Source organism: Pseudomonadota bacterium (genome assembly GCA_016195085.1).
In the GTDB taxonomy this organism is placed as follows: Bacteria; Pseudomonadota; Alphaproteobacteria; order SHVZ01; family SHVZ01; genus JACQAG01.
The window spans coordinates 18,101-39,350 of record JACQAG010000030.1; the positions used below are offsets into that span (position 1 = coordinate 18,101).

The window sequence follows — 21,250 nt, forward strand, 5'->3', positions numbered from 1 at the left end:
CCCTCACGCCTTGGCGTTGGCAGCGGCGTGGATCGCTTCGCGCACCTGCTGATAGGTGCCGCAGCGGCAGATATTGGTGATCGCCCCGTCGATGTCGGCATCCGTCGGCTTCGGCTTCGACTTCAACAGCGCCGCCACCGCCATGATCATCCCGCTCTGGCAATAGCCGCATTGCGGCACGTCATGCTCCACCCACGCCTTCTGCACCTTGTGCAGCACCCCGTTGGTCGCCAGACCCTCGATCGTGGTGATCTTCTTGCCCGCCGCCGCACTCACCGGAACCGAGCACGACCGCATCGCCACCCCGTCGATATGCACCGTGCATGCCCCGCACTGGGCAATCCCGCACCCGTACTTGGTCCCGGTCATCCCCAAGGTGTCCCGCAGCACCCACAGCAAGGGCGTGCGCGGGTCCACATCAGCCTGCTGCGACTTCCCGTTGATGTTCAGCGTCGGCATCAAAATTCTCCCCCTGGCGTCTCGGGCCATGCGCTCATTTTCTTATGGATCGACATTGCTACTTTAGGCAGCACCATGATTCCACGGATTCCGACGGCCCGAAATCACGGTGCTGCGAGTGGCGAGGAATGTTTCTGGATGCCGCCGCTGCTCCGGGCACCTCAGTGACGCGAATTTGTGCAGTTGCGAAAATCATAGTCAGGCCGGTGACTGCAAGTCCAGCGGCACCCCGGCGTTAATTCATGCAAAGCGGTTCTGTTACAGGTTTCTGACGGACCCTTTGAAAGTAAGATATCGCATGGCTCGGTTCTTGCTGTTGCCCCTCCTGCATGCTGCGCCGCAATAGGCGCGAGGCTCAATAGGGGGACATTCATGCAAAGACTAAGCAAATTGACGGGAACCCTGGCCCTTGCCGGGGCGGTTGGCCTGTGGGCAACCGGTGCAGCCGCGCAGGGCACCATCAAGGTGGGCGTGCTGCATTCGCTCTCCGGCACCATGGCCATCAGCGAGAGCACGCTCAAGGACACGGTCTTGATGATGGTCGACGACCTCAACAAGAAGGGTGGCCTGCTCGGCAAGAAGGTCGAGGCCGTGGTCGTCGATCCGGCGTCCAACTGGCCGCTGTTCGCCGAAAAGGCGCGCGAGCTCATCTCCAAGGAGAAGGTGGACGTGGTCTTCGGCTGCTGGACCTCGGTGTCCCGCAAGTCGGTGCTGCCGGTCTTCGAGGAGCTGAACGGGCTCCTGTTCTATCCGGTGCAATACGAAGGCGAGGAGAGCTCCAAGAACGTGTTCTACACGGGAGCGGCTCCCAATCAGCAAGCGATTCCGGCTGTCGAATACCTGATGAGCAAGGAAGGGGGTGAGGTCAAGCGCTGGGTGCTCGCCGGAACCGACTACGTCTATCCCAGGACCACCAACAAGATCCTGGAAGCGTTCCTCAAGGCCAAGGGTGTGGCACCTGCGGATATCATGATCAACTACACGCCCTTCGGGCACAGCGATTGGCAGACCATCGTCGCCGACATCAAGAAGTTCGCCTCCGCCGGCAAGAAGACCGCGGTGGTCTCGACGATCAATGGCGATGCCAATGTGCCGTTCTACAAGGAGCTGGCCAACGCCGGGATCAAAGCCTCGGACATTCCGGTCGTCGCCTTCTCGGTCGGCGAGGAGGAGCTCGCCGGCATCGATACCAAGAACCTGGTCGGCCATCTCGCCGCCTGGAACTACTTCGAGTCGATGAAGAACCCGACCAACGACGCGTTCATCAAGGAGTGGCACACGTTCATCAAGAGCGATAAGCGTGTGACCAACGATCCGATGGAAGCCACCTATATCGGCTTCAAGATGTGGACGAAGGCTGTCTTGCAGGCCGGATCGACCAATGTCGACGCCGTTCGCCAGGCCATGTACGGCCAGAAGGTGAAGGCACCCTCCGGCTTCACGGCGGTGATGAACACCAACCACCACCTGTCCAAGCCCGTGCTGATCGGGGAGATCCGCCCGGACGGGCAGTTTAGCGTGGTGTGGCAGACGAAAGGGCCGATCAAGGCAGAGGCTTGGTCGAAATACATCCCGGAGAGTTCCAAGCTCACCGCGGACTGGACCTTCCCTTGGGTCTGCGGCAACTGTGAAAAGCCGAAATTCGTAAAGTACGACTAAGCAAGAGAGCGGGGCCGCCCGGTTGCGGAGCGGCCCCGTTTCGCTCAAGAGGCCCATCCGAAGAGTTATGCATTTGTTGGGTCGGTCGAGCGTTTGGGGCTGGGCAATGGGTCGCGTCTTGCTGGCGGCAGTATTCGCCGCCATTGGCGTGCTGAGCCTGTCTTTGGCGGCACGCGCCGACGCTCTGGGTGATGCGATCGCGGGCTTGGCCGACTCGGATCCCAAGCCCGCCATTCAGGCACTGATTGCGAATGACGATCCCCAGGCTAAGGCGGCGTTGCAGGCGATCGCGGTCGACAAGCTGTTCCGCCGCGTCGCGGACGGCGCCGTCGTCATCGGTGAAAAAGACGGCGAGATGGTCCTCATCACCAATGCCACGACCGGTGATATCGAGGACATGGCCAAGGAAGGAGAGATCGAGAGGATCGCCTTCGACGACGAAGCGAAGGCGCTGTTGGCCGGCGCCGGCGTCACCGCGGCCACGACCGAAAGCCAGCCGCTCGACTTCGCCGGGTCCATCAAGCTTCTGACCGCTGAATCGTTTGCCGCCAAGGGCGAAGCCATCGTGCGGTTGACCGCGCTGGGCGACGAGCGCGCCGTGCCCGTGCTGCGAGCGCTCGCCGACGGGCGACTGTTTACGCGCAAGGAAGACGGCACCATTGTCATCGGCGACCCCAGCGGCAATGATGTCCGGATCACGCGGGCGGCAACGCTGGAAGCCGCTGGGATTGTGAGGGCGTCAAGCCTCGACCCGGTCGTCATCAACAACAACCTCCGCAATGTCGTGCGCGAAGCGGTGGGCAGGCTCGGCCTCGTCAGCATGAACGTCGAGCAGCGCCGGCTTGCCGCCGATGCCCTGCTCGAAAGCGCGACGCCCGAGGCGGTGACGCTCTTGCGCGAAGCCGCGGCCAAGGAGACCGATGCGAGCGTCAGAGCGGCGATGGACATTGCGCTGGCCGCCGCCGGTTTGACCGATGCGGAGAAGGCGAACCGGATCGCGGCGGCGAAGCTATTGAGCGGTGCGACCGATATGCGTGTTGGCTCGCTGCTCGAGGGGCGCGCGGCGGTGGAAACCGATCCGGAGGTCAAGGCGGTCCTCGCAGCTGCGCTCGCCGGCGTCCAGCGGCGCCTCACCTTTATCGGCTACGCCGCCAATCTTTTCCAGGGCATCAGCCTCGGCAGCGTTCTGCTGCTCGCCGCGATCGGTCTTGCCATCACCTTCGGGGTCATGGGCGTCATCAACATGGCGCATGGCGAGATGATCATGCTGGGTGCGTATTCCGCCTTCGTCGTGCAGGAGGTGTTCCGCGCCTATTTGCCGCCGGGCTGGATCAACGCCTATCTCGTCGTCGCTGTCCCCGTCGGTTTTGTGGTGGCCGGCGCGGTCGGCATGGCACTCGAGCGCAGCGTGATCCGCTATCTCTATGGGCGGCCCCTGGAGACGCTGCTGGCGACCTGGGGCATCAGCCTCGTGCTGCAGCAGGCGGTCCGCTCCATCTTCGGCGCGCCCAACCGAGAAGTGGCCAATCCGAACTGGATGACCGGCGGCTTCGAGCTGGCGGGCGGCTTCACCGTCACCTGGAGCCGGCTGGTCATCATCGTCTTCTGCTTCATGGTCTTGGGCGGCCTTGCCGTGTTCCTGAGGCGCACGGCCTTCGGCCTCTATACGCGTGCAGTCGCGCAAAACCGCGACATGGCCGCAGTCATGGGCATCGCCACCTCGAGGGTGGATGCTCTCACCTTTGGGCTCGGCTCCGGCATAGCCGGCATTGCCGGCGTGGCCCTCAGCCAAATCGGCAATGTCAGCCCCAATCTCGGCAGCTTCTACATCGTCGACAGCTTCATGGTCGTGGTCTTCGGCGGCGTCGGCAACACCATGGGAACGCTGATCGGCGCCATGACGCTGGGCATCGTCAACAAGCTGCTCGAGCCCTATGCCGGCGCGGTGCTCGGCAAGATCGCGGTGCTCGTCGCCATCATCCTCTTCATTCAAAAGCGGCCGCGCGGGTTGTTCGCGCTCAAGGGCCGGGCGGCGGAGATTTAGATGTTCGGGCGTCTCTTCGATGCCCGCAGCTGGGCGGTGCTCCTCGGCCTCGGCCTCGTGCTGCTGGTCGTCGTCCCGCTCGCGAACCTGGCTTTGCCCGCCACATCGCCGCTGCATCTGCCAAACTACCTCGTGCCGCTCCTCGGCAAATACGCTTGCTACGCCATTCTGGCGCTCAGCCTCGATCTGGTTTGGGGCTATGCCGGCATCCTCAGCCTGGGCCACGGCGCCTTCTTCGCGCTCGGCGGCTATGCCATGGGCATGTATCTCATGCGCCAGATCGGCACGCGCGGCGTCTATGGCCATCCGCTCCTGCCGGATTTCATGGTCTTCCTCAATTGGAAGGAGCTGCCCTGGTACTGGTGGGGCTTCAACCACTTCCCCTATGCGGCAGCGATGGTCTTGCTGGTGCCCGGACTGCTGGCCCTGGTCTTCGGCTGGTTTGCGTTCCGCTCGCGGGTAACCGGCGTCTACCTCTCGATCATCACCCAGGCGATGACCTATGCCTTGATGCTGGCCTTCTTCCGCAATGACATGGGGTTCGGCGGCAACAACGGCATGACGGATTTCAAGGAGATCCTCGGCTACGAGGTGCAGGCGCCGTCGACGCGGCTGGCTTTGTACATCGCTTCCGTGCTGGCCCTTGGGATCAGCCTCCTCATCTGCCGGTTCGTGGTGACCTCCAAGCTCGGCCGCGTATTGCTGGCGCTCAAGGATGCCGAAAGCCGGGTTCGATTCCTCGGCTATTCGGTGACCGGTGCGAAGCTGTTCACCTTCACCTTGTCGGCGATGCTGGCCGGTCTTGCGGGCGCGCTCTACGTGCCGCAGGTCGGTATCATCAATCCAAGCGAGTTCTCGCCCGGCAACTCCATCGAGATCGCGATCTGGGTTGCGGTCGGGGGGCGGGGCACGCTCTTCGGTGCCGTGCTGGGAGCCGGCATCGTCAATGCCGCGAAGACCTGGCTCACCGGTGCTGCGCCGGAGATCTGGCTCTTTTTCCTCGGCGCCCTGTTCATCCTCGTGACCCTGCTGTTCCCGAACGGCGTCGTCGGGCTCGCCCGGCAGCTCCGCGACCGGCGTCGCCAGCGTTTGGCGCTCGCCGCCGCCGGCGACTGATCATGGATGTTGCCATGACCCAGCGCGAGCCAGCGGCAACCCCCGGACCCGGATCCTCGCTGAGACCGCCCAACACTCTCCTCTACCTGGACGGAGTCACCGTCAGCTTCGACGGCTTCCGTGCGCTCGACCGGTTGTCGCTGGTCATCGAGAAGGGCGAGCTGCGCACGGTGATCGGCCCGAACGGCGCCGGCAAGACCACGATGATGGACGTGATCACCGGCAAGACCCGGCCGGATGCAGGCGTGGTGTTCTATGACGGGGATACGGATCTCACGCGTCTGGACGAGGCGTCTATTGCCAATCTGGGCATCGGCCGCAAGTTTCAGAAGCCGACGGTATTCGAGAATCTCAGCGTCTTCGAGAATTTGGAGCTGGCGCTCAAATCGGAACGCGGCACCTGGCGCACACTCCTGGCGCAGCTCTCCGCCGGCGACCGCGATCGCATTCAGGCGGTCTTGGGTACGGTCGGCCTCGTCGATCGCGAGCAGGCCCTGGCCGGGGCGCTCAGCCACGGCCAGAAGCAATGGCTCGAGATCGGCATGCTGCTCATCCACAATCCGCGGCTGCTCTTGCTGGACGAGCCCGTCGCCGGCATGACCGATCACGAGACCGACGCAACCGCAGGCCTCATTCTCGAGCTGGCGGGCAGCCGAACCATCGTCGTCGTCGAGCATGACATGGAGTTCGTTCGTTCGCTCGGCGCGCGCGTGACCGTGCTGCATGAGGGATCGATGCTTGCCGAGGGATCGATCGACCATGTGCAGCAAGACCCGCGGGTCATCGAAGTCTATCTGGGGCGGTGATGCTGAGCGTCGAGAACATCGATCTCTTCTACGGCGCCTCCCATACCTTGAAGAAGGTCACGGTCGAGGCGCTGCCCGGGCGTGTCACCTGCATCCTCGGCCGCAACGGCGTCGGCAAGACCTCGCTGCTGCGCGCGATCTTCGGGCTGCAGCCGATCCGCGCCGGGCGCATCTCTTGGCAGGGGAAGGATCTGGGTGCCGCCCCGCCCCATGCCCGCGCCAAGCTCGGCTTTGCCCTTGTCCCGCAGGGCCGCGAGATCTTTCCCCGGCTGTCGGTGCTGGAGAACCTGCAGACGGGCTTTGCGCCTCTGCCACGGCCTCTCCGTCATATTCCCGATCATATCTTTCAGCTGTTCCCGGTTCTTCGCGACATGCTGGGCCGGCGCGGCGGCGATCTCTCGGGTGGTCAGCAGCAGCAATTGGCGATCGCTCGGGCCTTAGTAATGCGCCCTAAGCTTCTAGTGTTGGATGAGCCGACCGAGGGGATCCAGCCCTCGATCATCAAGGACATCGAACGGGTGATCCGCACGCTTGCCGCGGGCGGCGACATGGCGATCTTGCTGGTGGAGCAATATCTCGATTTTGCCCGCGAGCTCGCCGACGAGATCGTGGTGATGCAGCGCGGTGAAGTGGTTATGGCGGGCGAAAAGGCGGACTTGGTGGAAGCCGATGTTCGCCGCTACCTTACCGTCTGAGGTGCCCGAAGATGCTCCCCGCATACGGCCGGCAGCGCCATTGCAGCGTGGCGATGGGGCCGCCCATATCCGTGTCCGCCGCCGCGGACGCCAAACGGTCTTGGCCGAGCTTTACCAACGCTCGCCCGCCCGCGTGCTCTTTCCCAATCGGGCGGCAGACGAGCCGCTCGAGGCGGTGCTGGTGACGACTTCGGGCGGGCTTGCCGGCGGCGATCGCTTGCAGCTCCGCTTCGCCGCCGCCGAGGGTGCCAAGGCGATCGTGACCACGCAGGCGGCGGAGAAGATCTATCGCTCGCTGGGGGACGATTGCCGAATCTCGGTCAACCTCGAGGTCGCGGCAGGAGCCGAGCTCGAGTGGCTGCCACAAGAGACCATTCTTTTCGATGGAGCGCGCCTCGACCGCCGGAACGAAGCTGAGATTGCCCCGGAGGGCCGGTTTTTCGCGGCCGAGATGGTCGTATTCGGCCGCTTGGCTCGTGGGGAGAGCTTCTCGCGCGGATTTTGGCATGAGCGATGGCGGTTGTGGCGCGGCGGGAGGCTGGTCTGGGCCGATGCGCTCAGCCTCGAGGACGACATCGCCGAGACCATCGGGGCACCCAGCGGCTTTGCCGGCGCCGAAGCCTCCGCGACCGCTTTCTATCTCGGGGCGGGTGCCGAGCGGTTGCTTTCCGCGGCGCGCGCGATCGTGGAACGGGCGGAATGCCGCGCCGGCGTCACCCGGCTCGGCGACCTTCTGGTCGCTCGCTGGCTGGGCTCTGCAGGCCGCGTGCGCGACGATCTGCAAACGTTTCTCGTGCAATTTCGAACGGCGGCTTGCCTTCCAGGCCGGTTGCCGCGGGTCTGGTACAGTTGAGGAAATGAATTCGAGGAGGAGACGTCTCCGTGCATCTAACCCCACGGGAAAAGGATAAGCTGCTCATCGCCATGGCGGCGATCGTGGCGCGCCGGCGGCTCGAGCGCGGCGTCGTTCTAAACCATCCGGAGGCCGTGGCTCTCATCAGCGATTTCGTGGTGGAGGGGGCGCGCGACGGTCGCAGCGTGGCGGAGCTGATGCGCGACGGCGCCTCGGTGCTCAAGCGCGAGCAGGTGATGGAAGGGGTGGCCGAGATGATCCGGGAGATCCAGGTCGAGGCGACCTTCCCCGACGGCACGAAGCTGGTCACCGTCCACCAGCCCATTCGTTGAGGACAAGAGCATGATTCCTGGCGAAGTGATTGCGCGCGACGGCGAGATCGAGATCAATGCTGGGCGTTCGGCGATCGAGATCGAGGTGGCGAACACCGGGGACCGGCCGATCCAGGTCGGCAGCCATTATCACTTTTTCGAGACCAACAGCGCCCTACGCTTCGATCGGGACCGCGCCCGCGGCTTTCGTCTCGATATCCCCGCGGGAACAGCGGTGCGCTTCGAGCCGGGACAGACCCGGCGAGTCAAGCTCGTCGCTTATGCGGGGGCGCGGATGGTCTACGGCTTCAACGGTAAGGTGATGGGGCGCCTATGAGCATCGCAGGGATGGATCCGACCTCGCTCGCCGCGTTCGCGACGACTAGTTTCCTGCTGAATATCACGCCTGGTCCCGCCGTCATGCAGGTGGTCGGCCATTCGATGGTCAATGGCTGGCGGCCGGCACAGGCCAGCGTGCTTGGCATCCTCGCCGCCAACGGCATGTATTGCATGTTGGCAGCCTTGGGGTTGGGTGCTCTGGTGCTGGCGGTCCCCCAGCTTTTTGAGGCGGTGAAATGGGTGGGCATGGCCTATCTCGCCTGGCTCGGCATCCGCGCCCTCAGGAGCGCGTGCAGCGCCGATAGGGCCGGCGTGACCCGGGGCCCGGCCGCCAGGCCGTCGCAGCTGTTTCGCCAAAGCTTCCTGCTGCAGGGCGCCAACCCGAAATCCGTGCTGACCTTCTGCGCCTTGCTGCCGGCCTTCGTCGGCAGCGCCGATGGCGCCTCGGCGCGAATCGTCGTCCTTGGCTTCCTCGCCATCGCCTGGGAATACCCCGTGCTGCTGGCCTACTCGGCGATGGCCTCGAAGGCGCGCGCGCTCGCCTTCAGCGGCCGCGGTCGCCGCATCCTCGATGCCTTGAGCGGCTGTGCCCTGCTCGGTGCCGCCGGCTCGGTCGCGGCCACGAGCCTGCAGCGGCGCTAGGAGCCAACCATGGCCCATTTTCTGTCGCGCCGTGCCTATGCTGACATGTTCGGTCCGACCGTGGGGGACAAGGTGCGCCTCGCCGACACGGAGCTGTTCGTGGAGGTGGAGGCGGATCGGACCCTCTACGGCGAGGAGGTGAAGTTCGGCGGCGGCAAGGTGATCCGCGACGGCATGGGCCAGAGCCAGCGTTCGCGCGCCGAAGGTGCGGTGGATACCGTCATCACCAACGCGCTCATCCTCGACCATTGGGGGATCGTCAAGGCCGATATCGGCCTCAAGGACGGCCGCATTGCCACGATCGGCAAGGCCGGCAACCCCGATATTCAGCCCGGCATCGACATCGTCATCGGCCCCGGCACCGAGGTGATCGCGGGCGAGGGCAAGATCGTGACAGCGGGCGGCGTCGACAGCCACATCCATTTCATCTCGCCGCAGCAGATCGAGGAGGCGCTTTACTCCGGAGTCACGACCATGCTGGGCGGCGGCACCGGACCGGCGGCGGGAACGGCGGCGACCACATGCACACCCGGACCCTGGCATATCGGACGGATGCTGCAAGCTGCCGAGGCGTTTCCCATGAATCTCGGCTTCTTCGGCAAAGGCAATGCCTCGCAGCCGCAGGCGCTCATCGAGCAGATCGAGGCGGGGGCGTGCGGCATGAAGCTGCATGAGGATTGGGGGACCACGCCGGCCGCGATCGATGCCTGTCTTGCCGTGGGCGACAGCCACGACGTCCAGGTCTCGATCCACACCGATACGCTGAACGAGTCGGGCTTCGTCGAAGACACCATCGCCGCCTTCAAGGGGCGCACCATTCACGCTCTTCATACCGAAGGTGCGGGCGGCGGCCATGCGCCGGACATCATTCGCCTCTGCGGCGAAGCCAATGTGCTGCCGTCCTCGACCAATCCGACGCGGCCCTACACCGTAAACACGCTGGATGAGCATTTGGACATGCTCATGGTCTGCCATCACCTCGACCCGCGCATTCCCGAAGATGTGGCCTTCGCCGAAAGCCGCATCCGCAAGGAGACGATCGCCGCCGAGGACGTTCTTCATGACCTCGGCGCCATGTCGATGATGTCGTCCGACAGCCAGGCCATGGGCCGCGTCGGCGAGGTGATCATCCGGACCTGGCAGACCGCCGACAAGATGAAGCGCCAGCGCGGCCCGCTGGCCGAGGACCGTGGCGACAACGACAACTTCCGGGTGCGCCGCTACATCGCCAAATACACCATCAATCCGGCGATCGCCCAAGGGCTCTCCAGCCATGTCGGCTCGATCGAGGTGGGCAAGCTGGCCGATCTGGTGATCTGGTCGCCGGCCTTCTTCGGGGTGAAGCCGGATCTGGTGCTGAAATGCGGCTCGATCGCCGCGGCACCAATGGGCGATCCCAACGCCTCGATCCCGACGCCGCAGCCCCAGCACTACCGGCTGATGTTCGCCGGCTTCGGTCGCAACCGCATCGAGAGCGCGGTATTGTTCACCTCCGCCGCTGCAATTGCGGCCGATGTGACCCGCCGCCTCCAGGTGGGCCGCCCGGCTCTCGCCGTCAAAAATACCCGCGGCGGCATCGGCAAACGGTCCATGATCCACAATGCCGCGACGCCGCGCATCGAGGTCGATCCGGAGACCTATGAGGTTCGCGCCGACGGCGCTTTGCTGAGCTGCGAGCCGGCTAAGATTCTGCCCATGGCACAGCGCTACTTTCTTTTCTGAGGCGAGGCATGCGTCGAGCGACCCAGGTCATGGCGGCCGGCACCTGGCCCTCCGCCGAGCAGATCGACAGCATCACGCTCGATTATGATGAACGGCATCGTCGCCGGCGGCGCTATGCTTGCGACGGGGGATTGGAGTTCCTCTTGGACCTGCCCGAGGCAACGGTGCTTCGTCAGGGAGATGGGCTCAAGCTCCAGGGTGGCGGATACGTCGCGGTCGGCTCCGCCGCGGAGGCTTTGGTCGAGATCACCGCTTCATCATCGGCCGCGCTGGCGCGCCTGGCCTGGCATCTCGGCAATCGCCATCTGCCGGCGGATATCGCCGAAGGCCGCATCCTCATCCGCGACGATCACGTGATCGTGGACATGCTGCGCCGTCTTGGCGCCGAGGTGCGGCCGATCCAGGCGCCCTTCAATCCGGAAGGCGGCGCCTACGGCCAGCACAACCACGATCATCGCCATCCGCACCGCCATGAGCACGGCGATGGGTCCGATCACCACCATCACCACCATGGCGAGTGAAGCGGCACTCTATCGGCTGCTGGCTTGGCTGTCCCCGGCCTATCCGACGGGCGCCTACAGCTACAGCCACGGAATCGAAGCGGCAGTGGATGCCGGCCTGGTGACCGGTCGATCCGACCTCGTTGCCTGGGTGGGCGGGATCCTCAGTCGAGGCGGAGGCCGGGTCGATGGTGCGATGTTCGTAGCGGCGTGGCGCGCCGTGGCAGCCGGCGATCTCAGCGCGCTCGACACGGTGGTGGAGTTCGCCGCCGCGTGGCGGGGCACCGCCGAGCTCGCGCTCGAGAGCAGGGCGCAGGGTTCCGCCTTCCTGACGATCACCGGGACGGCGTGGCCGGTGCCCAAGCTTGAAACGCTCGTGCGGCGCTATGAAACGATCACGCTTCCGGTCGCAGTCGCTCTCGCGGCCGCCTGCCACGGGTTGCCGCTGCAACCGGCACTGACCGCTTATTTGGCGGCGTTTGCTGCCAATCTGGTCTCCGCCGGCGTTCGCCTGATTCCGCTGGGACAATCGGACGGACAGGCGGCCATTGCCGTCCTGGAGGCGGATGTGGCGGCGGCGGTGAATGCCGCGCTCGGTAGCGATCTCGGTCAAATCGGCACCGCGGCGCCGATGGTCGACTGGTGCTCGATGCGCCACGAAGTGCAATATTCGAGGCTCTTCCGATCATGAACCCATCACCTCGTGGACCATTGCGCGTGGGCGTCGGCGGCCCGGTCGGCTCCGGCAAGACGGCGCTCGTCGACCGACTATGCAAGCATTTGCGCGATCGCTACGAGATCGCCGTGGTGACCAACGACATCTACACCAAGGAGGACGCCGAGTTCCTGGTCCGCTCGGGCGCGCTGCCAGCCGAGCGGATCGTCGGCGTCGAGACCGGCGGCTGCCCCCATACCGCGATCCGCGAGGACGCCTCGATCAATCTGGCGGCGGTCACGGACATGTCGCGGCAGTTTCCCAAGCTTGATATCGTCTTCATCGAATCCGGCGGCGACAATCTGGCAGCGACCTTCTCGCCGGAGCTCGCGGATCTGACGATCTACGTGATCGACGTGTCGGCGGGCGACAAGATCCCGCGAAAGGGCGGGCCCGGCATTACCCGCTCCGACCTCTTGGTGATCAACAAGATCGATCTGGCACCGATCGTCGGAGCCAGCCTGGAGGTGATGGACCGGGATGCCCGTAAGATGCGCGGCAGCCGTCCGTTCCTGTTCACGAACCTCAAGGAGAACCGCGGCGTGACGGAAATCGCCCATTTCATCCGCGACATTGGCGGCTTGCGGGCCGTCGCCTAGATCTTCCAGGCCCTACGCCGATCTGTGCAATCGCCGGTCGATCGCCAGCAGCAAGCTGCTCACGCTGGCCGCGCCCAGAACCAAGAGGAATGTCACCGACATGATCACGTCGACATTGTGCAGCCCGATGGCGGTCATCAGGAGATAGCCAAGCCCGCGCTGCGCGGCAAACATCTCGCCCAGCAGTGTTCCGATCAGCGTTAGCGAGAACCCGACCCGAAATCCGGTGAAGATCTCGGGAGCGGCGGCCGGAAAGAGCACCGAGGCGACCATTTCAGAGCGGCTCAAGGCAAAGACGCGGCCGGTCTTGATCAGGATCGGCTTGACGTTGCGGACGGCGTTTATGGTGAAGAGCGCGATCGGGATGATGCCGTGAATCGCGCCGAAGGCGATCTTCGCCGGCATGCCCAGGCCGAACGCCAGCAGCACGATCGGGTAGAGGGTTATCTTGGGAATCGAATAGAGGGCGACCAGCATCGGCTCGAGCACGTCGCCGGCGAGGCGAGAGAAGCCAAGCCAGAACCCAATGGCCAAGCCCAGGCCGACGGCAATTGCGAGCGCCGCAGAGAAGGCGCGGAGGGACTCGGACAGGTGCGGCCAGAATGAATCCGTCGACACCAGGCGCTGGGTGAAGCGAATCGTTTCCAGAGGCGAGCGCATGGCGATATCGCCGACGAACCAATAGAGCAGCTGCCAAGCAAGGACGAGGCTGACGAGAAGGAACAGGATATTGTGGAGCGACCTCCAGCGCTCGTCGATCACCTGAGCCCCCTGCGGGCCAACAGCACCGACTCCACCCGCGACAGCGCGCCATTGACGGCCATTGAGACCAGCAAGATCAGCAGAATCAGCGGATACATGGTGCGATTGTCGAAGTTGGTGAAGGCAAAGCTGATCTCGTAACCGATGCCCCCGCGGGACATGATGAATTCCGCTCCGATGATGCCGATGAGAGAGTAGGCGACCGCGAACTTGGCGCCGGTCAAGAGATAGGGTGCCGCATAGGGAAGGGTGATCTTGAACGCTGTCTCCATCGCACCCAGACGGTGAACGGCGGCGGTCTTCTTGAGCACGCGAGGCACGCGGTCGAGCCCGTTGAGGGTATTCACGATCACGGCGACAATGCCCAGCATGAACCCGATCATGATCTGCGGGGCGTCGCCGAGGCCCATCAGAATGATGAGCAGCGGGTAGAACGCGAAGACCGGGATGGCGTAGTAGGTCGCAAACAGCGGGTCGAGCATGTCCCTGACGGGCTTGTAGCCGTGCAGGACAACCCCTGTCGCGATACCGACCGCCAAAGCAAGGCCGAGGGCGATTGCCGCATTGGTGAGCGTCTTGGCGATCGCGGCGTTCAATTTACCCGACGCCAGGATCCGACCGAAATCGAACACGATCTCGTGCGGCGGCTGCATGGTTATGCGGTCAATAACGCCGGCGACGCAGAGTCCTTCCAGCAGGAGTATCGCTCCGACAATCGTCAGCAGGCGCAAGAAGCCGACCTTGGTCACGGATCGCCCGGAGAGCGACCGATCGTCTTCAGGGATTCTTGCCGCAAGTTCTTCCACAGCCGGCTGGTGATGGTGCTGAACGCTTCTTGCTCGATGAGGCGGCTATCGCGCTCACGCGGCCATCCGGTCTCGACGACATCGATGAGACGGCCGGGCCGGGCGGACATGACGGCGATCCGGTCGGCGAGCATCGCCGCCTCGTCGAGCGCATGGGTGATGAGCAGTACGGTGGCTCCCGTCTGGCGCCAGAGCCGCAGCACCTCCTCGCCCATCAACAGCCTTGTCTGCTGATCAAGCGCGCCGAAGGGCTCGTCGAGAAGAATAAGCCGCGGTTCCATCACCAATGTGCGGGCGATGCAAACGCGCTGTCGCATGCCTCCCGACAATTGCGCGGGATAGCTGCGGGCGAAATCGGAAAGGCCCATCATGTCGAGGACCTCCGATACGTGCCGATCTCGCTCCGCCGACGGGAGGTCCCTCTTGCGGAGCCCGAAGGCGACGTTTTGGGCAACGGAAAGCCAGGGAAAGCAGGCGTCCTCCTGGAACACCACGCCGACCCCATCGGCGATCTGTCCTTGGATCGAATGCCCTTCGAACTCGATTGCGCCCTGGGTCGCTTGAGCCAGGCCGGCGACGAGCTCGAGCAGGGTCGACTTGCCGCAACCCGATGGGCCGACGAGAGCGAAGAATTCGCCTTGGTAGAGGTCGAGATCGATTGGGCCCAAGGCGTGCACCTGCCGGCCGCCGCCGGGGCTGGCAAAGACCTTGGTGACCGCCCGCAGCGATACGTGAACCTTCGCCACGCGCGGACCCCGGCTGTGCCTTACTTCACGGCCTTCAAGTCGTCCGGCAGGAACTGCGTGTCGATCATCTTCATGAGGTCGATCTCGCCTTCGATGGCGCCCACCATCTTCTGCACGTCGACCATCCGCTTCATCCCCTCGAGGTTGATTTGGCCCTCGCCCCAATAGGGCACGCCTTGCGTCTTGGCGGATACGAGATTCCTGATCGCGCTGCGTGCGACGCTGGGCTCGAGATCATAGGCCTTGGCGACGATGTCGCCGGCCTCGTCGGGATTGGCGTACATGAACTGGACGGCCCGCCGGCGCGCCCGGATCACGGCGCGAATGAAGTCGCCCCTAGTCGCGGCCGCGGCCGACGTCGTCACGCCGACGACATTGTCGAGGGGTGGCAGGACCTCGGTCGCCGTCACCACGGCACGATATTTCGACTTGAACTTCGACCACACCGGTTCGGCCATCGGCGCCACGTCGATGAGGCCGGCGTCCAGCGCCGCCACGCCTTCGCCGAAGCCGCCGGTCTTCACCAGCTCCGCCTCGTCGGGTTTGTAGCCGGCGGATTGCAGAAGGAGGATGGCAAGCGCCTGGCTGGTCGAGCGGGGATTGGTGTAGCCGATCTTCTTGCCCTTGAAGTCTTTGGCCGACTTGATGGGAGAGTCCGGCTTCACCGCCCACACGAACTCGGCGACAGTCAGCACGTTGTCGCTGATGATCTTGATATCGGCACCTTCGCGAATGGCGACGGTAACGACACCGGGATTGACCTCGCCATAGGCGACGCCGCCCGCCAGCATGTTGCGCAATGATGTGCCGCCGCCCTGCGAGGAGATGATGCCGGTGACGTTGGCGCCCTCTTCCTTGAAGTAGCCCTTTGCCATTGCGACGGCGAAGGGCATGCCGTTCGCGGCGATGCCGTAGTTGCCGACGGCGATTTCATCGGCCTTGAGCTCCGTGAACGGAGCGGCGCTGAACAAAAGCCCGGCGACGAGGCCGACAAAGCCAAATCGGTGCGACTGCATCCTTACCTCCCATCCGGCAAAATCTGGCTCCGTGGCGGCCCGCTGCGGTCAGTCTCACGAGGGGATCTGGCGCAGCAGTGCGGTCGAGGTGGCGCGAGCGTACTCCGGAGCGACATGCACATCCACCACGCAGGTTGCGCCCTGGCGAACCTTGTCGATGGCGGCGGCCAGGGTGGATTTGAGCTGGGATGGCGTTGTCACCGGCCCCAGGCCGACGGCTCCCTGCCCCTCAGCCAGAACCGCGAGATTGAGCGGCGGATCGCTCATCCGGAGCCCGATCCATCGGTTTTCGACGGGACGCTGGCGCATGCGGGCGACGCGTTCCTGGTGCAGCTCGTCGTTGAAGAAGCTCTGATTGTTGGAGACGATGATCAGGACGGGCACCTTGTGATGGACGCCGGTCCAAATCGCGGTGAGCCCCATGAGATAGTCGCCATCGCCGATGATGGCGACGGGAAGACGGCCGGTTCCGCGGAGCGCCAGCGCTGCGCCCACCGCCATTCCCGGACCCGAGCCGATGCCGCCGCCGCCGTCGTAGCCGATATAATCGAGCGGGTGCGAGAAGCGGCAATGCTCCCCGGGCCAGCCGATCGGCAGGCGAATATAGGAAGGGCTGTGGCCGGCAAGCGCCGAGGTTGTCGCTTCCGCCATCACCTCGATCGAAATCCGTCCTTCGCGCATCGCCGGTCCGGTATCGACGGCTGCCGGTGCTCTGGTCGGCGGCTTGCGCTTCGGAGAGGAAGATGACGGGATCGCCTCGAGCAGCTTGCGCACCAGCCTGTCGGGCGAGGCCAGCATGGTAATCTCCGCCGGCGGCAATGCCTGGTAGTCCATGCTCCAGCCATTGTGGACGTATTGATCGAGCGAGCACTGGATGACGGCCGCAACCGGCCAGGTGCCTCCGCATGCTTGCCGCAAGGTGCCGCCGAGGTCGATCCAATCGAGGCTGAGGATGACGTCGGCGTCCTTGATGAGCGTTCCCGCCTCGTTGCTGATGTAGAGGCCCGGAGGAAACGGATGCAAGGGGTGCATCGTTGGAAAGCTTGCGCCGGTCTTGATGTCCGTGACCACCGGCGCATCGAGGCGCTCGGCGAGCTGCACGCGGCGATGCCAATCTTCCGGAGCGCTGGAGACACGTCCGATCAAGATCAACGGGCTCTTGGCCTCAGCCAACATCTTGGCGGCCTCGCTAACGGCTTCTGCAGGCGGATCGGCCGGCTGGGGAGCCTGGAACCGGGCGACTCCAGGCGGGGCCTGTGTCGCGTCGATCTCCTGCTCCTGCAGGCCGGCATCGAGGCAAACGAACACCGGGCCGTTCGGGGCGGTCATCGCAATCTGATGGGCGCGAAGGACGGATTCGAGCGCGGCAGGCACGGAGCTGGGCTGATCGTCCCATTTGGTGTAGCCGCGCACCAAAGCGCCAAGGTCGCGCGCCGTATGAATCCAGTCGATCCAAGGTCGACGCTGGACCGCATCCATGGGACCGACCGCGCCCAGCATCAGGATAGGCACGCGATCGCACCAGGCATTGAAGATCGCCATGGTTGCATGCATCAGGCCGACATTGCTGTGGAGCGCCACCGCCATCGGGCGGCCACGGACTTTGGCGTAACCATGGGCGATGGCGACCGAATGCTCCTCATGCAGGCAGAGCAGCAGCTCGGGGCGGGTGTTTCCGAGATAGTTGACCAGGCTGTCGTGCAGGCCTCGGAAGCTGGCGCCGGGCGTCAGCGCGATGAATTCGATATCCAGGGTTCTAAGCAGGCCGGCAATGGGATCGCTGCCCCAAAGCCGTGCGTTGGGGATCGCCTTATCCATGTGAGCGGCGGGGGCCATGATGAGCTTTCTCGCCGAGAGTGACCATCGTGCGCGCCAAGATGCGGCGGTCGATTTCGCGCCGCAGCGCGCGATTGCGCGCGGCGCCGCGCCGAGACCGCAGCGTCAACGGCAGGTCCTTGCGTATTGCGCCTTGCATCGGCTCCCCTTGGCGGGCTTCTACGGCCCGGCCCCTTCTCCCCGCGGATCCGGTCTTCAACCCTTGCGTTCGGACGACCGGTCCCGCGTGACTTAATTAGCCCATTCAAGGTCATCAGAAAGCGGTTGACGAGGCAGTTTTATTCCGTTTCGCTTGATCAAAAGTCATTCATAGGGATGCTCGAATGCTGCGTCTGCCGCCCTTGAACGCACTCCGCGCCTTTGAAGCCGCGGCCCGGCATGTCAGCTTCAAGGCGGCGGCGGACGAATTATTCGTGACCCAAGGGGCGATCAGCCGCCACATCCTCAAGCTTGAGGAAGCGCTCGGCGTGAAGCTTTTCCTGCGGCTGCACCGACAGGTCGAGCTCACGCGCGAGGGCGCACGCTATCTTCGGGAGGTTCGTGACGCGTTTCTCCAAATCTCCCGCGCGACCGCCAACCTCTCTTCCGCCCCGGACGAGCGGATGCTGCGCATCAAGCTGCCGCCGACCTGCGCCATCCGATGGCTGGTGCCGCGGCTGGGACGATTTCACGCCCTCCACCCCGACATAGCCGTGCAGGTCACGACATCGCATGATCCCGTCGTCTTCGAGCGCGACGAGGTGGATGTGGCCGTGGCCTATGGCGAGGGCATCGATCGGAAGCTCGCCGGCGATCGCCTGTTCGGCGAGGTCCTCATACCGGTCTGCAGCAGGAAGCTGCTCGGTCGAGGGCGTCGGCTCCGCCAGCCGCGCGATGTCAGCCGCTACGTCCTCCTCCATTCGATCCGCAGGCCGACGGATTGGAGCCAATGGTTCGCCGCGGCCGGGATCGCCGACCTCACGGCGCAAAAGGAATTGACGTTCGAGAATTCGGCCATGACCTATCAAGGTGCGGTCGACGGCCTCGGCATCGCGCTCGCTCAGGCCGCGTTCATTTCCGATGAGCTGTCATCGGGACGGCTCGTCAATCCGATCGATATCAAAGTTCAGAACCGCGTCGCCTATTTTCTGGTGTTTCCCCGCGAACGACAGACGCATGCAAAGATCCGGGCGTTTCATGCTTGGATCGCCGAAGAAGCTTCGTTTACCCGCCGGACCAATCCGCTTCTCTAGCCACTGGCGATCAGCGAGGGGTGCCCGCGCCGGACTGCGCCTCCTGGATCGCCCGCCAGACGCGCTCCGGCGTGGCCGGCATGTCGATGTGGCTTATTCCATAAGCCGATAGCGCATCGACCGCGGCATTCATCACCGCTGGGAGCGCTCCGGCGCACCCGGCCTCGCCGCATCCTTTGACGCCGAGCGCGTTGGTCGTCGCCGGGACGGGGTGGCTGGCGAACCGAAACGACGGCAGATCGCTCGCTCTGGGCAACGCATAGTCCATATAGGAGCCTGCCAGGGGCTGGCCCTGCTCGTCGTAATGCGTCCGCTCCATCAGGGCCTGGCCGATCCCCTGGGCGATGCCGCCGTGAGCTTGCCCCTCGACCAGCATCGGATTGATGATGGTCCCGAAGTCGTTGACCATCGAGTAGGCGACCACCTCGATCACGCCGGTCTCGGGGTCGATCTCGACCTCGGCTACATGGCAGCCATTGGGAAAGGCCGATGGCGGGCTATCCAGCACATGCCCGACATCGAGAGATTGCGGCAGCTCCTTCGGTACCGACAATCCGGTCCGAAGGCGCCCGGCCAGCTCCATGAGGCCGATGCTGCGATCGGTGCCGACGATATGAAAGCGGCCTTGCCGGAACTCGATATCGGCCGATGCCGCCTCCAAAACGAAGGCTGCGATCTGCCGACCTTGGTCGACAACGCGGCGGCTCGCTTCGACCATTGCCTGACCGCTCGCCATCATCGAGCGCGAGCCTCCGGTGCCGCCGCCGGCGAGCAGCTCGTCGCTGTCGCCCTGCAGCAACCGCAGGCGATCGAACGGTATGGCGAGCCTGTCGACCAGGACTTGCGCGAAGGCCGAAGCGTGTCCTTGGCCGTAATCGAGAGTCCCGGTGATCATCGTCACCGTGCCGTCGGCCTCGAACCGTATCCCTCCCATCTCCTTCTGCGGCGGACCGGTCACCTCGAGATAGCTGCCGATGCCTCGGCCACGGAGTTTGCCCAGGGTAGCGCTCGCCTTCCTGCGCCTCTCGAAGCCCTCCCAATCGGCCGCTTCTAGGGCCCGGTCCATGACCTTGGTGAACTCGCCGCTGTCATAGAGCATGCCCGAAGGAGCCTTATGGGGAATGGCCTCGGGGCGGATGTGGTTTCGGCGGCGCAGCTCGGCTCGATCGATGCCCATCTCGGCGGCGGCGACGTCGATGAGCCGCTCGATGTAATAGTTGCCCTCGGGCCGGCCGGCGCCGCGATAGGCTCCGACCGGCGTGGTGTTGGTGAAGACGATCTTGGCGGAGACCTCGATCAGCGGCGTTGCGTAGACGCCGACGATGTTCTTGACGGCGTTGGTCGTGGCCTGCAGGGGAGGATTGAGGAAGGCCCCGGCATTGCCATAGCCGGCGAGGCGTACGGCCAGAATTCGTCCATTGGCGTCGAGCGCCATTGCGGCGGTTCTGATGTGGTCGCGACCGTGATGGTCCGACAGAAAGCTCTCGGAACGCTCGTCGGTCCATTTGACCGGACGCCCAAGGACGCGCGTGGCATGCAGCAGGCACACATATTCGGGATAGACCGGCGCCTTCATTCCGAAGGAGCCGCCGACATTGCCGGTGAGCACCCGAACGCGGTCCGGCGGCACATTCAAGATGTCGCGCGCCAAGGCAGCACGCAGTCCGAACACGCCTTGGCAACCGACGTAGAGGATCCACCTCTCCTTGGCCGCGTCGAAGTGGGCGATGGCCGAGCGTGGCTCGATGGCGTTCACGACAATGCGATTGCTGACGATATCGAGGCGGGTGACATGTGCCGCCCGGGCGAAGGCGGCCTCCACCGCGGCGGAATCGCCATAGTGGTAGTCGAGAACGACATTGCCGGTCGCCTCGGCATGGAGCTGCGGCGCTCCCGAAGCCACCGCGGAAATGGGGTCGGTCACGGCCGGGAGCGCTTCGATTTCCGCCTCGACCAGCTCGGCGGCATCCTTGGCCTCAGCCGCCGTCTCGGCGACGACGAATGCCAGCGCCTCGCCGACGAAGCGAACGCGCCCGCGCGGCAGTGCCGGACGCGATGGCGGCTTCATCGCCGTCCCGTCGCGATTGGTGAAGGCGACGGCGCATTTCATTTGCCCAAAGCCCGCCGCATCGAGATCGGCACCGGTATAGGCGCCGAGCACGCCAGGCATGAGACGGGCGGCCGACAGGTCGATCGTGCGGATAGTGCCGTGGGCATGGCGGCTGCGGACCATGACCGCGTAGGCTTGATGCGGGAGGCTGATGTCGTCGGTGTATCGACCCTCGCCGCGGAGCAGGGTCGAATCCTCCTTCCGCGGAACCGGCCGTCCGATTCCGAACTCGCTCGGCGGTTGACTGCCGCTCAGGGGGCCTTCGTTCATGCGATCTGCCTA

General features: G+C 64.6%; 21 protein-coding genes. 14 read left to right on the forward strand and 7 right to left on the reverse strand.

Annotated features, from left to right (window positions below; genetic code table 11):
- Positions 1 to 3: 3 nt before the first annotated feature.
- Complete coding sequence (locus tag HY058_09080) at positions 4 to 459, reverse strand: (2Fe-2S)-binding protein (GenBank protein MBI3497440.1); 456 nt, start codon at positions 457 to 459, stop codon at positions 4 to 6.
- A 372-nt stretch (positions 460 to 831) separates the two neighbouring features.
- Between HY058_09080 and urtA the strand changes: the two genes are divergently transcribed.
- From urtA to ureG, 13 genes are all read left to right on the forward strand, one after another.
- Positions 832 to 2,118: an urea ABC transporter substrate-binding protein gene (urtA, locus tag HY058_09085; GenBank protein MBI3497441.1), complete on the forward strand. Its 1,287-nt coding sequence runs from the start codon at positions 832 to 834 to the stop codon at positions 2,116 to 2,118.
- A 397-nt stretch (positions 2,119 to 2,515) separates the two neighbouring features.
- The gene (gene urtB / locus HY058_09090) at positions 2,516 to 4,162 is read left to right on the forward strand and encodes an urea ABC transporter permease subunit UrtB (GenBank protein MBI3497442.1); all 1,647 of its coding nucleotides are present in this window, start codon (positions 2,516 to 2,518) and stop codon (positions 4,160 to 4,162) included.
- A complete protein-coding gene (gene urtC, locus HY058_09095) occupies positions 4,163 to 5,278 on the forward strand; it encodes an urea ABC transporter permease subunit UrtC (protein ID MBI3497443.1) in 1,116 nt (371 codons plus the stop codon).
- Positions 5,279 to 5,292: 14 nt separating this feature from the next.
- Positions 5,293 to 6,084, forward strand: a complete 792-nt coding sequence (gene urtD, locus HY058_09100) for an urea ABC transporter ATP-binding protein UrtD (protein ID MBI3497444.1) — start codon at positions 5,293 to 5,295, stop codon at positions 6,082 to 6,084.
- A complete protein-coding gene (urtE, locus tag HY058_09105; GenBank protein MBI3497445.1) occupies positions 6,084 to 6,779 on the forward strand; it encodes an urea ABC transporter ATP-binding subunit UrtE in 696 nt (231 codons plus the stop codon). The genes urtD and urtE overlap by 1 nt, the downstream gene beginning before the upstream one ends.
- Positions 6,754 to 7,632: an urease accessory protein UreD gene (locus tag HY058_09110; GenBank protein MBI3497446.1), complete on the forward strand. Its 879-nt coding sequence runs from the start codon at positions 6,754 to 6,756 to the stop codon at positions 7,630 to 7,632. The genes urtE and HY058_09110 overlap by 26 nt, the downstream gene beginning before the upstream one ends.
- Before the next feature lie 29 nt (positions 7,633 to 7,661).
- On the forward strand, positions 7,662 to 7,964 hold the full coding sequence (locus HY058_09115; protein MBI3497447.1) for an urease subunit gamma: 303 nt from the start codon (positions 7,662 to 7,664) through the stop codon (positions 7,962 to 7,964).
- A gap of 10 nt (positions 7,965 to 7,974) precedes the next feature.
- Positions 7,975 to 8,280: an urease subunit beta gene (locus HY058_09120; GenBank protein MBI3497448.1), complete on the forward strand. Its 306-nt coding sequence runs from the start codon at positions 7,975 to 7,977 to the stop codon at positions 8,278 to 8,280.
- Positions 8,277 to 8,924, forward strand: coding sequence for a LysE family translocator (locus tag HY058_09125; GenBank protein ID MBI3497449.1), 648 nt, complete (start codon positions 8,277 to 8,279; stop codon positions 8,922 to 8,924). The genes HY058_09120 and HY058_09125 overlap by 4 nt, the downstream gene beginning before the upstream one ends.
- A gap of 9 nt (positions 8,925 to 8,933) precedes the next feature.
- Positions 8,934 to 10,646 (forward strand): urease subunit alpha, encoded by a 1,713-nt coding sequence (gene ureC / locus HY058_09130; GenBank protein MBI3497450.1) that lies wholly within the window; start codon positions 8,934 to 8,936, stop codon positions 10,644 to 10,646.
- Positions 10,647 to 10,654: 8 nt separating this feature from the next.
- The gene (locus HY058_09135) at positions 10,655 to 11,167 is read left to right on the forward strand and encodes an urease accessory protein UreE (GenBank protein ID MBI3497451.1); all 513 of its coding nucleotides are present in this window, start codon (positions 10,655 to 10,657) and stop codon (positions 11,165 to 11,167) included.
- The gene (locus HY058_09140; GenBank protein ID MBI3497452.1) at positions 11,157 to 11,837 is read left to right on the forward strand and encodes an urease accessory protein UreF; all 681 of its coding nucleotides are present in this window, start codon (positions 11,157 to 11,159) and stop codon (positions 11,835 to 11,837) included. The genes HY058_09135 and HY058_09140 overlap by 11 nt, the downstream gene beginning before the upstream one ends.
- Entirely contained in the window at positions 11,834 to 12,460 is a 627-nt protein-coding gene (gene ureG, locus HY058_09145; protein ID MBI3497453.1) for an urease accessory protein UreG, read from the forward strand. The genes HY058_09140 and ureG overlap by 4 nt, the downstream gene beginning before the upstream one ends.
- 12 nt (positions 12,461 to 12,472) lie before the next feature.
- Here the strand turns inward: ureG and HY058_09150 are convergent, their stop codons facing one another.
- From HY058_09150 to HY058_09170, 5 genes are all read right to left on the reverse strand, one after another.
- Positions 12,473 to 13,120: an ABC transporter permease subunit gene (locus HY058_09150; GenBank protein MBI3497454.1), complete on the reverse strand. Its 648-nt coding sequence runs from the start codon at positions 13,118 to 13,120 to the stop codon at positions 12,473 to 12,475.
- Positions 13,121 to 13,218: 98 nt separating this feature from the next.
- Entirely contained in the window at positions 13,219 to 13,971 is a 753-nt protein-coding gene (locus tag HY058_09155; GenBank protein MBI3497455.1) for an ABC transporter permease subunit, read from the reverse strand.
- Positions 13,968 to 14,705, reverse strand: coding sequence for an ABC transporter ATP-binding protein (locus HY058_09160; GenBank protein ID MBI3497456.1), 738 nt, complete (start codon positions 14,703 to 14,705; stop codon positions 13,968 to 13,970). The genes HY058_09155 and HY058_09160 overlap by 4 nt, the downstream gene beginning before the upstream one ends.
- Before the next feature lie 89 nt (positions 14,706 to 14,794).
- Positions 14,795 to 15,790 (reverse strand): ABC transporter substrate-binding protein, encoded by a 996-nt coding sequence (locus HY058_09165; GenBank protein MBI3497457.1) that lies wholly within the window; start codon positions 15,788 to 15,790, stop codon positions 14,795 to 14,797.
- Between the two features lie 54 nt (positions 15,791 to 15,844).
- Positions 15,845 to 17,626 carry a thiamine pyrophosphate-binding protein gene (locus HY058_09170; protein ID MBI3497458.1) on the reverse strand — a complete coding sequence of 594 codons (1,782 nt, stop codon included), beginning with the start codon at positions 17,624 to 17,626 and terminating at the stop codon, positions 15,845 to 15,847.
- A 323-nt stretch (positions 17,627 to 17,949) separates the two neighbouring features.
- Between HY058_09170 and gcvA the strand changes: the two genes are divergently transcribed.
- Positions 17,950 to 18,858, forward strand: coding sequence for a transcriptional regulator GcvA (gene gcvA / locus HY058_09175; GenBank protein MBI3497459.1), 909 nt, complete (start codon positions 17,950 to 17,952; stop codon positions 18,856 to 18,858).
- A 10-nt stretch (positions 18,859 to 18,868) separates the two neighbouring features.
- On the opposite strand, the gene HY058_09180 is transcribed toward gcvA, so the two are convergent.
- Positions 18,869 to 21,238 carry a xanthine dehydrogenase family protein molybdopterin-binding subunit gene (locus HY058_09180; protein MBI3497460.1) on the reverse strand — a complete coding sequence of 790 codons (2,370 nt, stop codon included), beginning with the start codon at positions 21,236 to 21,238 and terminating at the stop codon, positions 18,869 to 18,871.
- Positions 21,239 to 21,250: the final 12 nt, after the last annotated feature.

Coding starts and splice junctions, on each gene's coding strand:
- HY058_09080 (MBI3497440.1), bottom strand. CDS start 459: ATGCCGACGCTGAACATCAACGGGAAGTCGCAGCAGGCTGATGTGGAC.
- urtA (MBI3497441.1), top strand. CDS start 832: ATGCAAAGACTAAGCAAATTGACGGGAACCCTGGCCCTTGCCGGGGCG.
- urtB (MBI3497442.1), top strand. CDS start 2,516: ATGGCCAAGGAAGGAGAGATCGAGAGGATCGCCTTCGACGACGAAGCG.
- urtC (MBI3497443.1), top strand. CDS start 4,163: ATGTTCGGGCGTCTCTTCGATGCCCGCAGCTGGGCGGTGCTCCTCGGC.
- urtD (MBI3497444.1), top strand. CDS start 5,293: ATGACCCAGCGCGAGCCAGCGGCAACCCCCGGACCCGGATCCTCGCTG.
- urtE (MBI3497445.1), top strand. CDS start 6,084: ATGCTGAGCGTCGAGAACATCGATCTCTTCTACGGCGCCTCCCATACC.
- HY058_09110 (MBI3497446.1), top strand. CDS start 6,754: ATGTTCGCCGCTACCTTACCGTCTGAGGTGCCCGAAGATGCTCCCCGC.
- HY058_09120 (MBI3497448.1), top strand. CDS start 7,975: ATGATTCCTGGCGAAGTGATTGCGCGCGACGGCGAGATCGAGATCAAT.
- HY058_09125 (MBI3497449.1), top strand. CDS start 8,277: ATGAGCATCGCAGGGATGGATCCGACCTCGCTCGCCGCGTTCGCGACG.
- ureC (MBI3497450.1), top strand. CDS start 8,934: ATGGCCCATTTTCTGTCGCGCCGTGCCTATGCTGACATGTTCGGTCCG.
- HY058_09135 (MBI3497451.1), top strand. CDS start 10,655: ATGCGTCGAGCGACCCAGGTCATGGCGGCCGGCACCTGGCCCTCCGCC.
- HY058_09140 (MBI3497452.1), top strand. CDS start 11,157: ATGGCGAGTGAAGCGGCACTCTATCGGCTGCTGGCTTGGCTGTCCCCG.
- ureG (MBI3497453.1), top strand. CDS start 11,834: ATGAACCCATCACCTCGTGGACCATTGCGCGTGGGCGTCGGCGGCCCG.
- HY058_09150 (MBI3497454.1), bottom strand. CDS start 13,120: ATGCGCTCGCCTCTGGAAACGATTCGCTTCACCCAGCGCCTGGTGTCG.
- HY058_09165 (MBI3497457.1), bottom strand. CDS start 15,790: ATGCAGTCGCACCGATTTGGCTTTGTCGGCCTCGTCGCCGGGCTTTTG.
- HY058_09170 (MBI3497458.1), bottom strand. CDS start 17,626: ATGGCCCCCGCCGCTCACATGGATAAGGCGATCCCCAACGCACGGCTT.
- gcvA (MBI3497459.1), top strand. CDS start 17,950: ATGCTGCGTCTGCCGCCCTTGAACGCACTCCGCGCCTTTGAAGCCGCG.
- HY058_09180 (MBI3497460.1), bottom strand. CDS start 21,238: ATGAACGAAGGCCCCCTGAGCGGCAGTCAACCGCCGAGCGAGTTCGGA.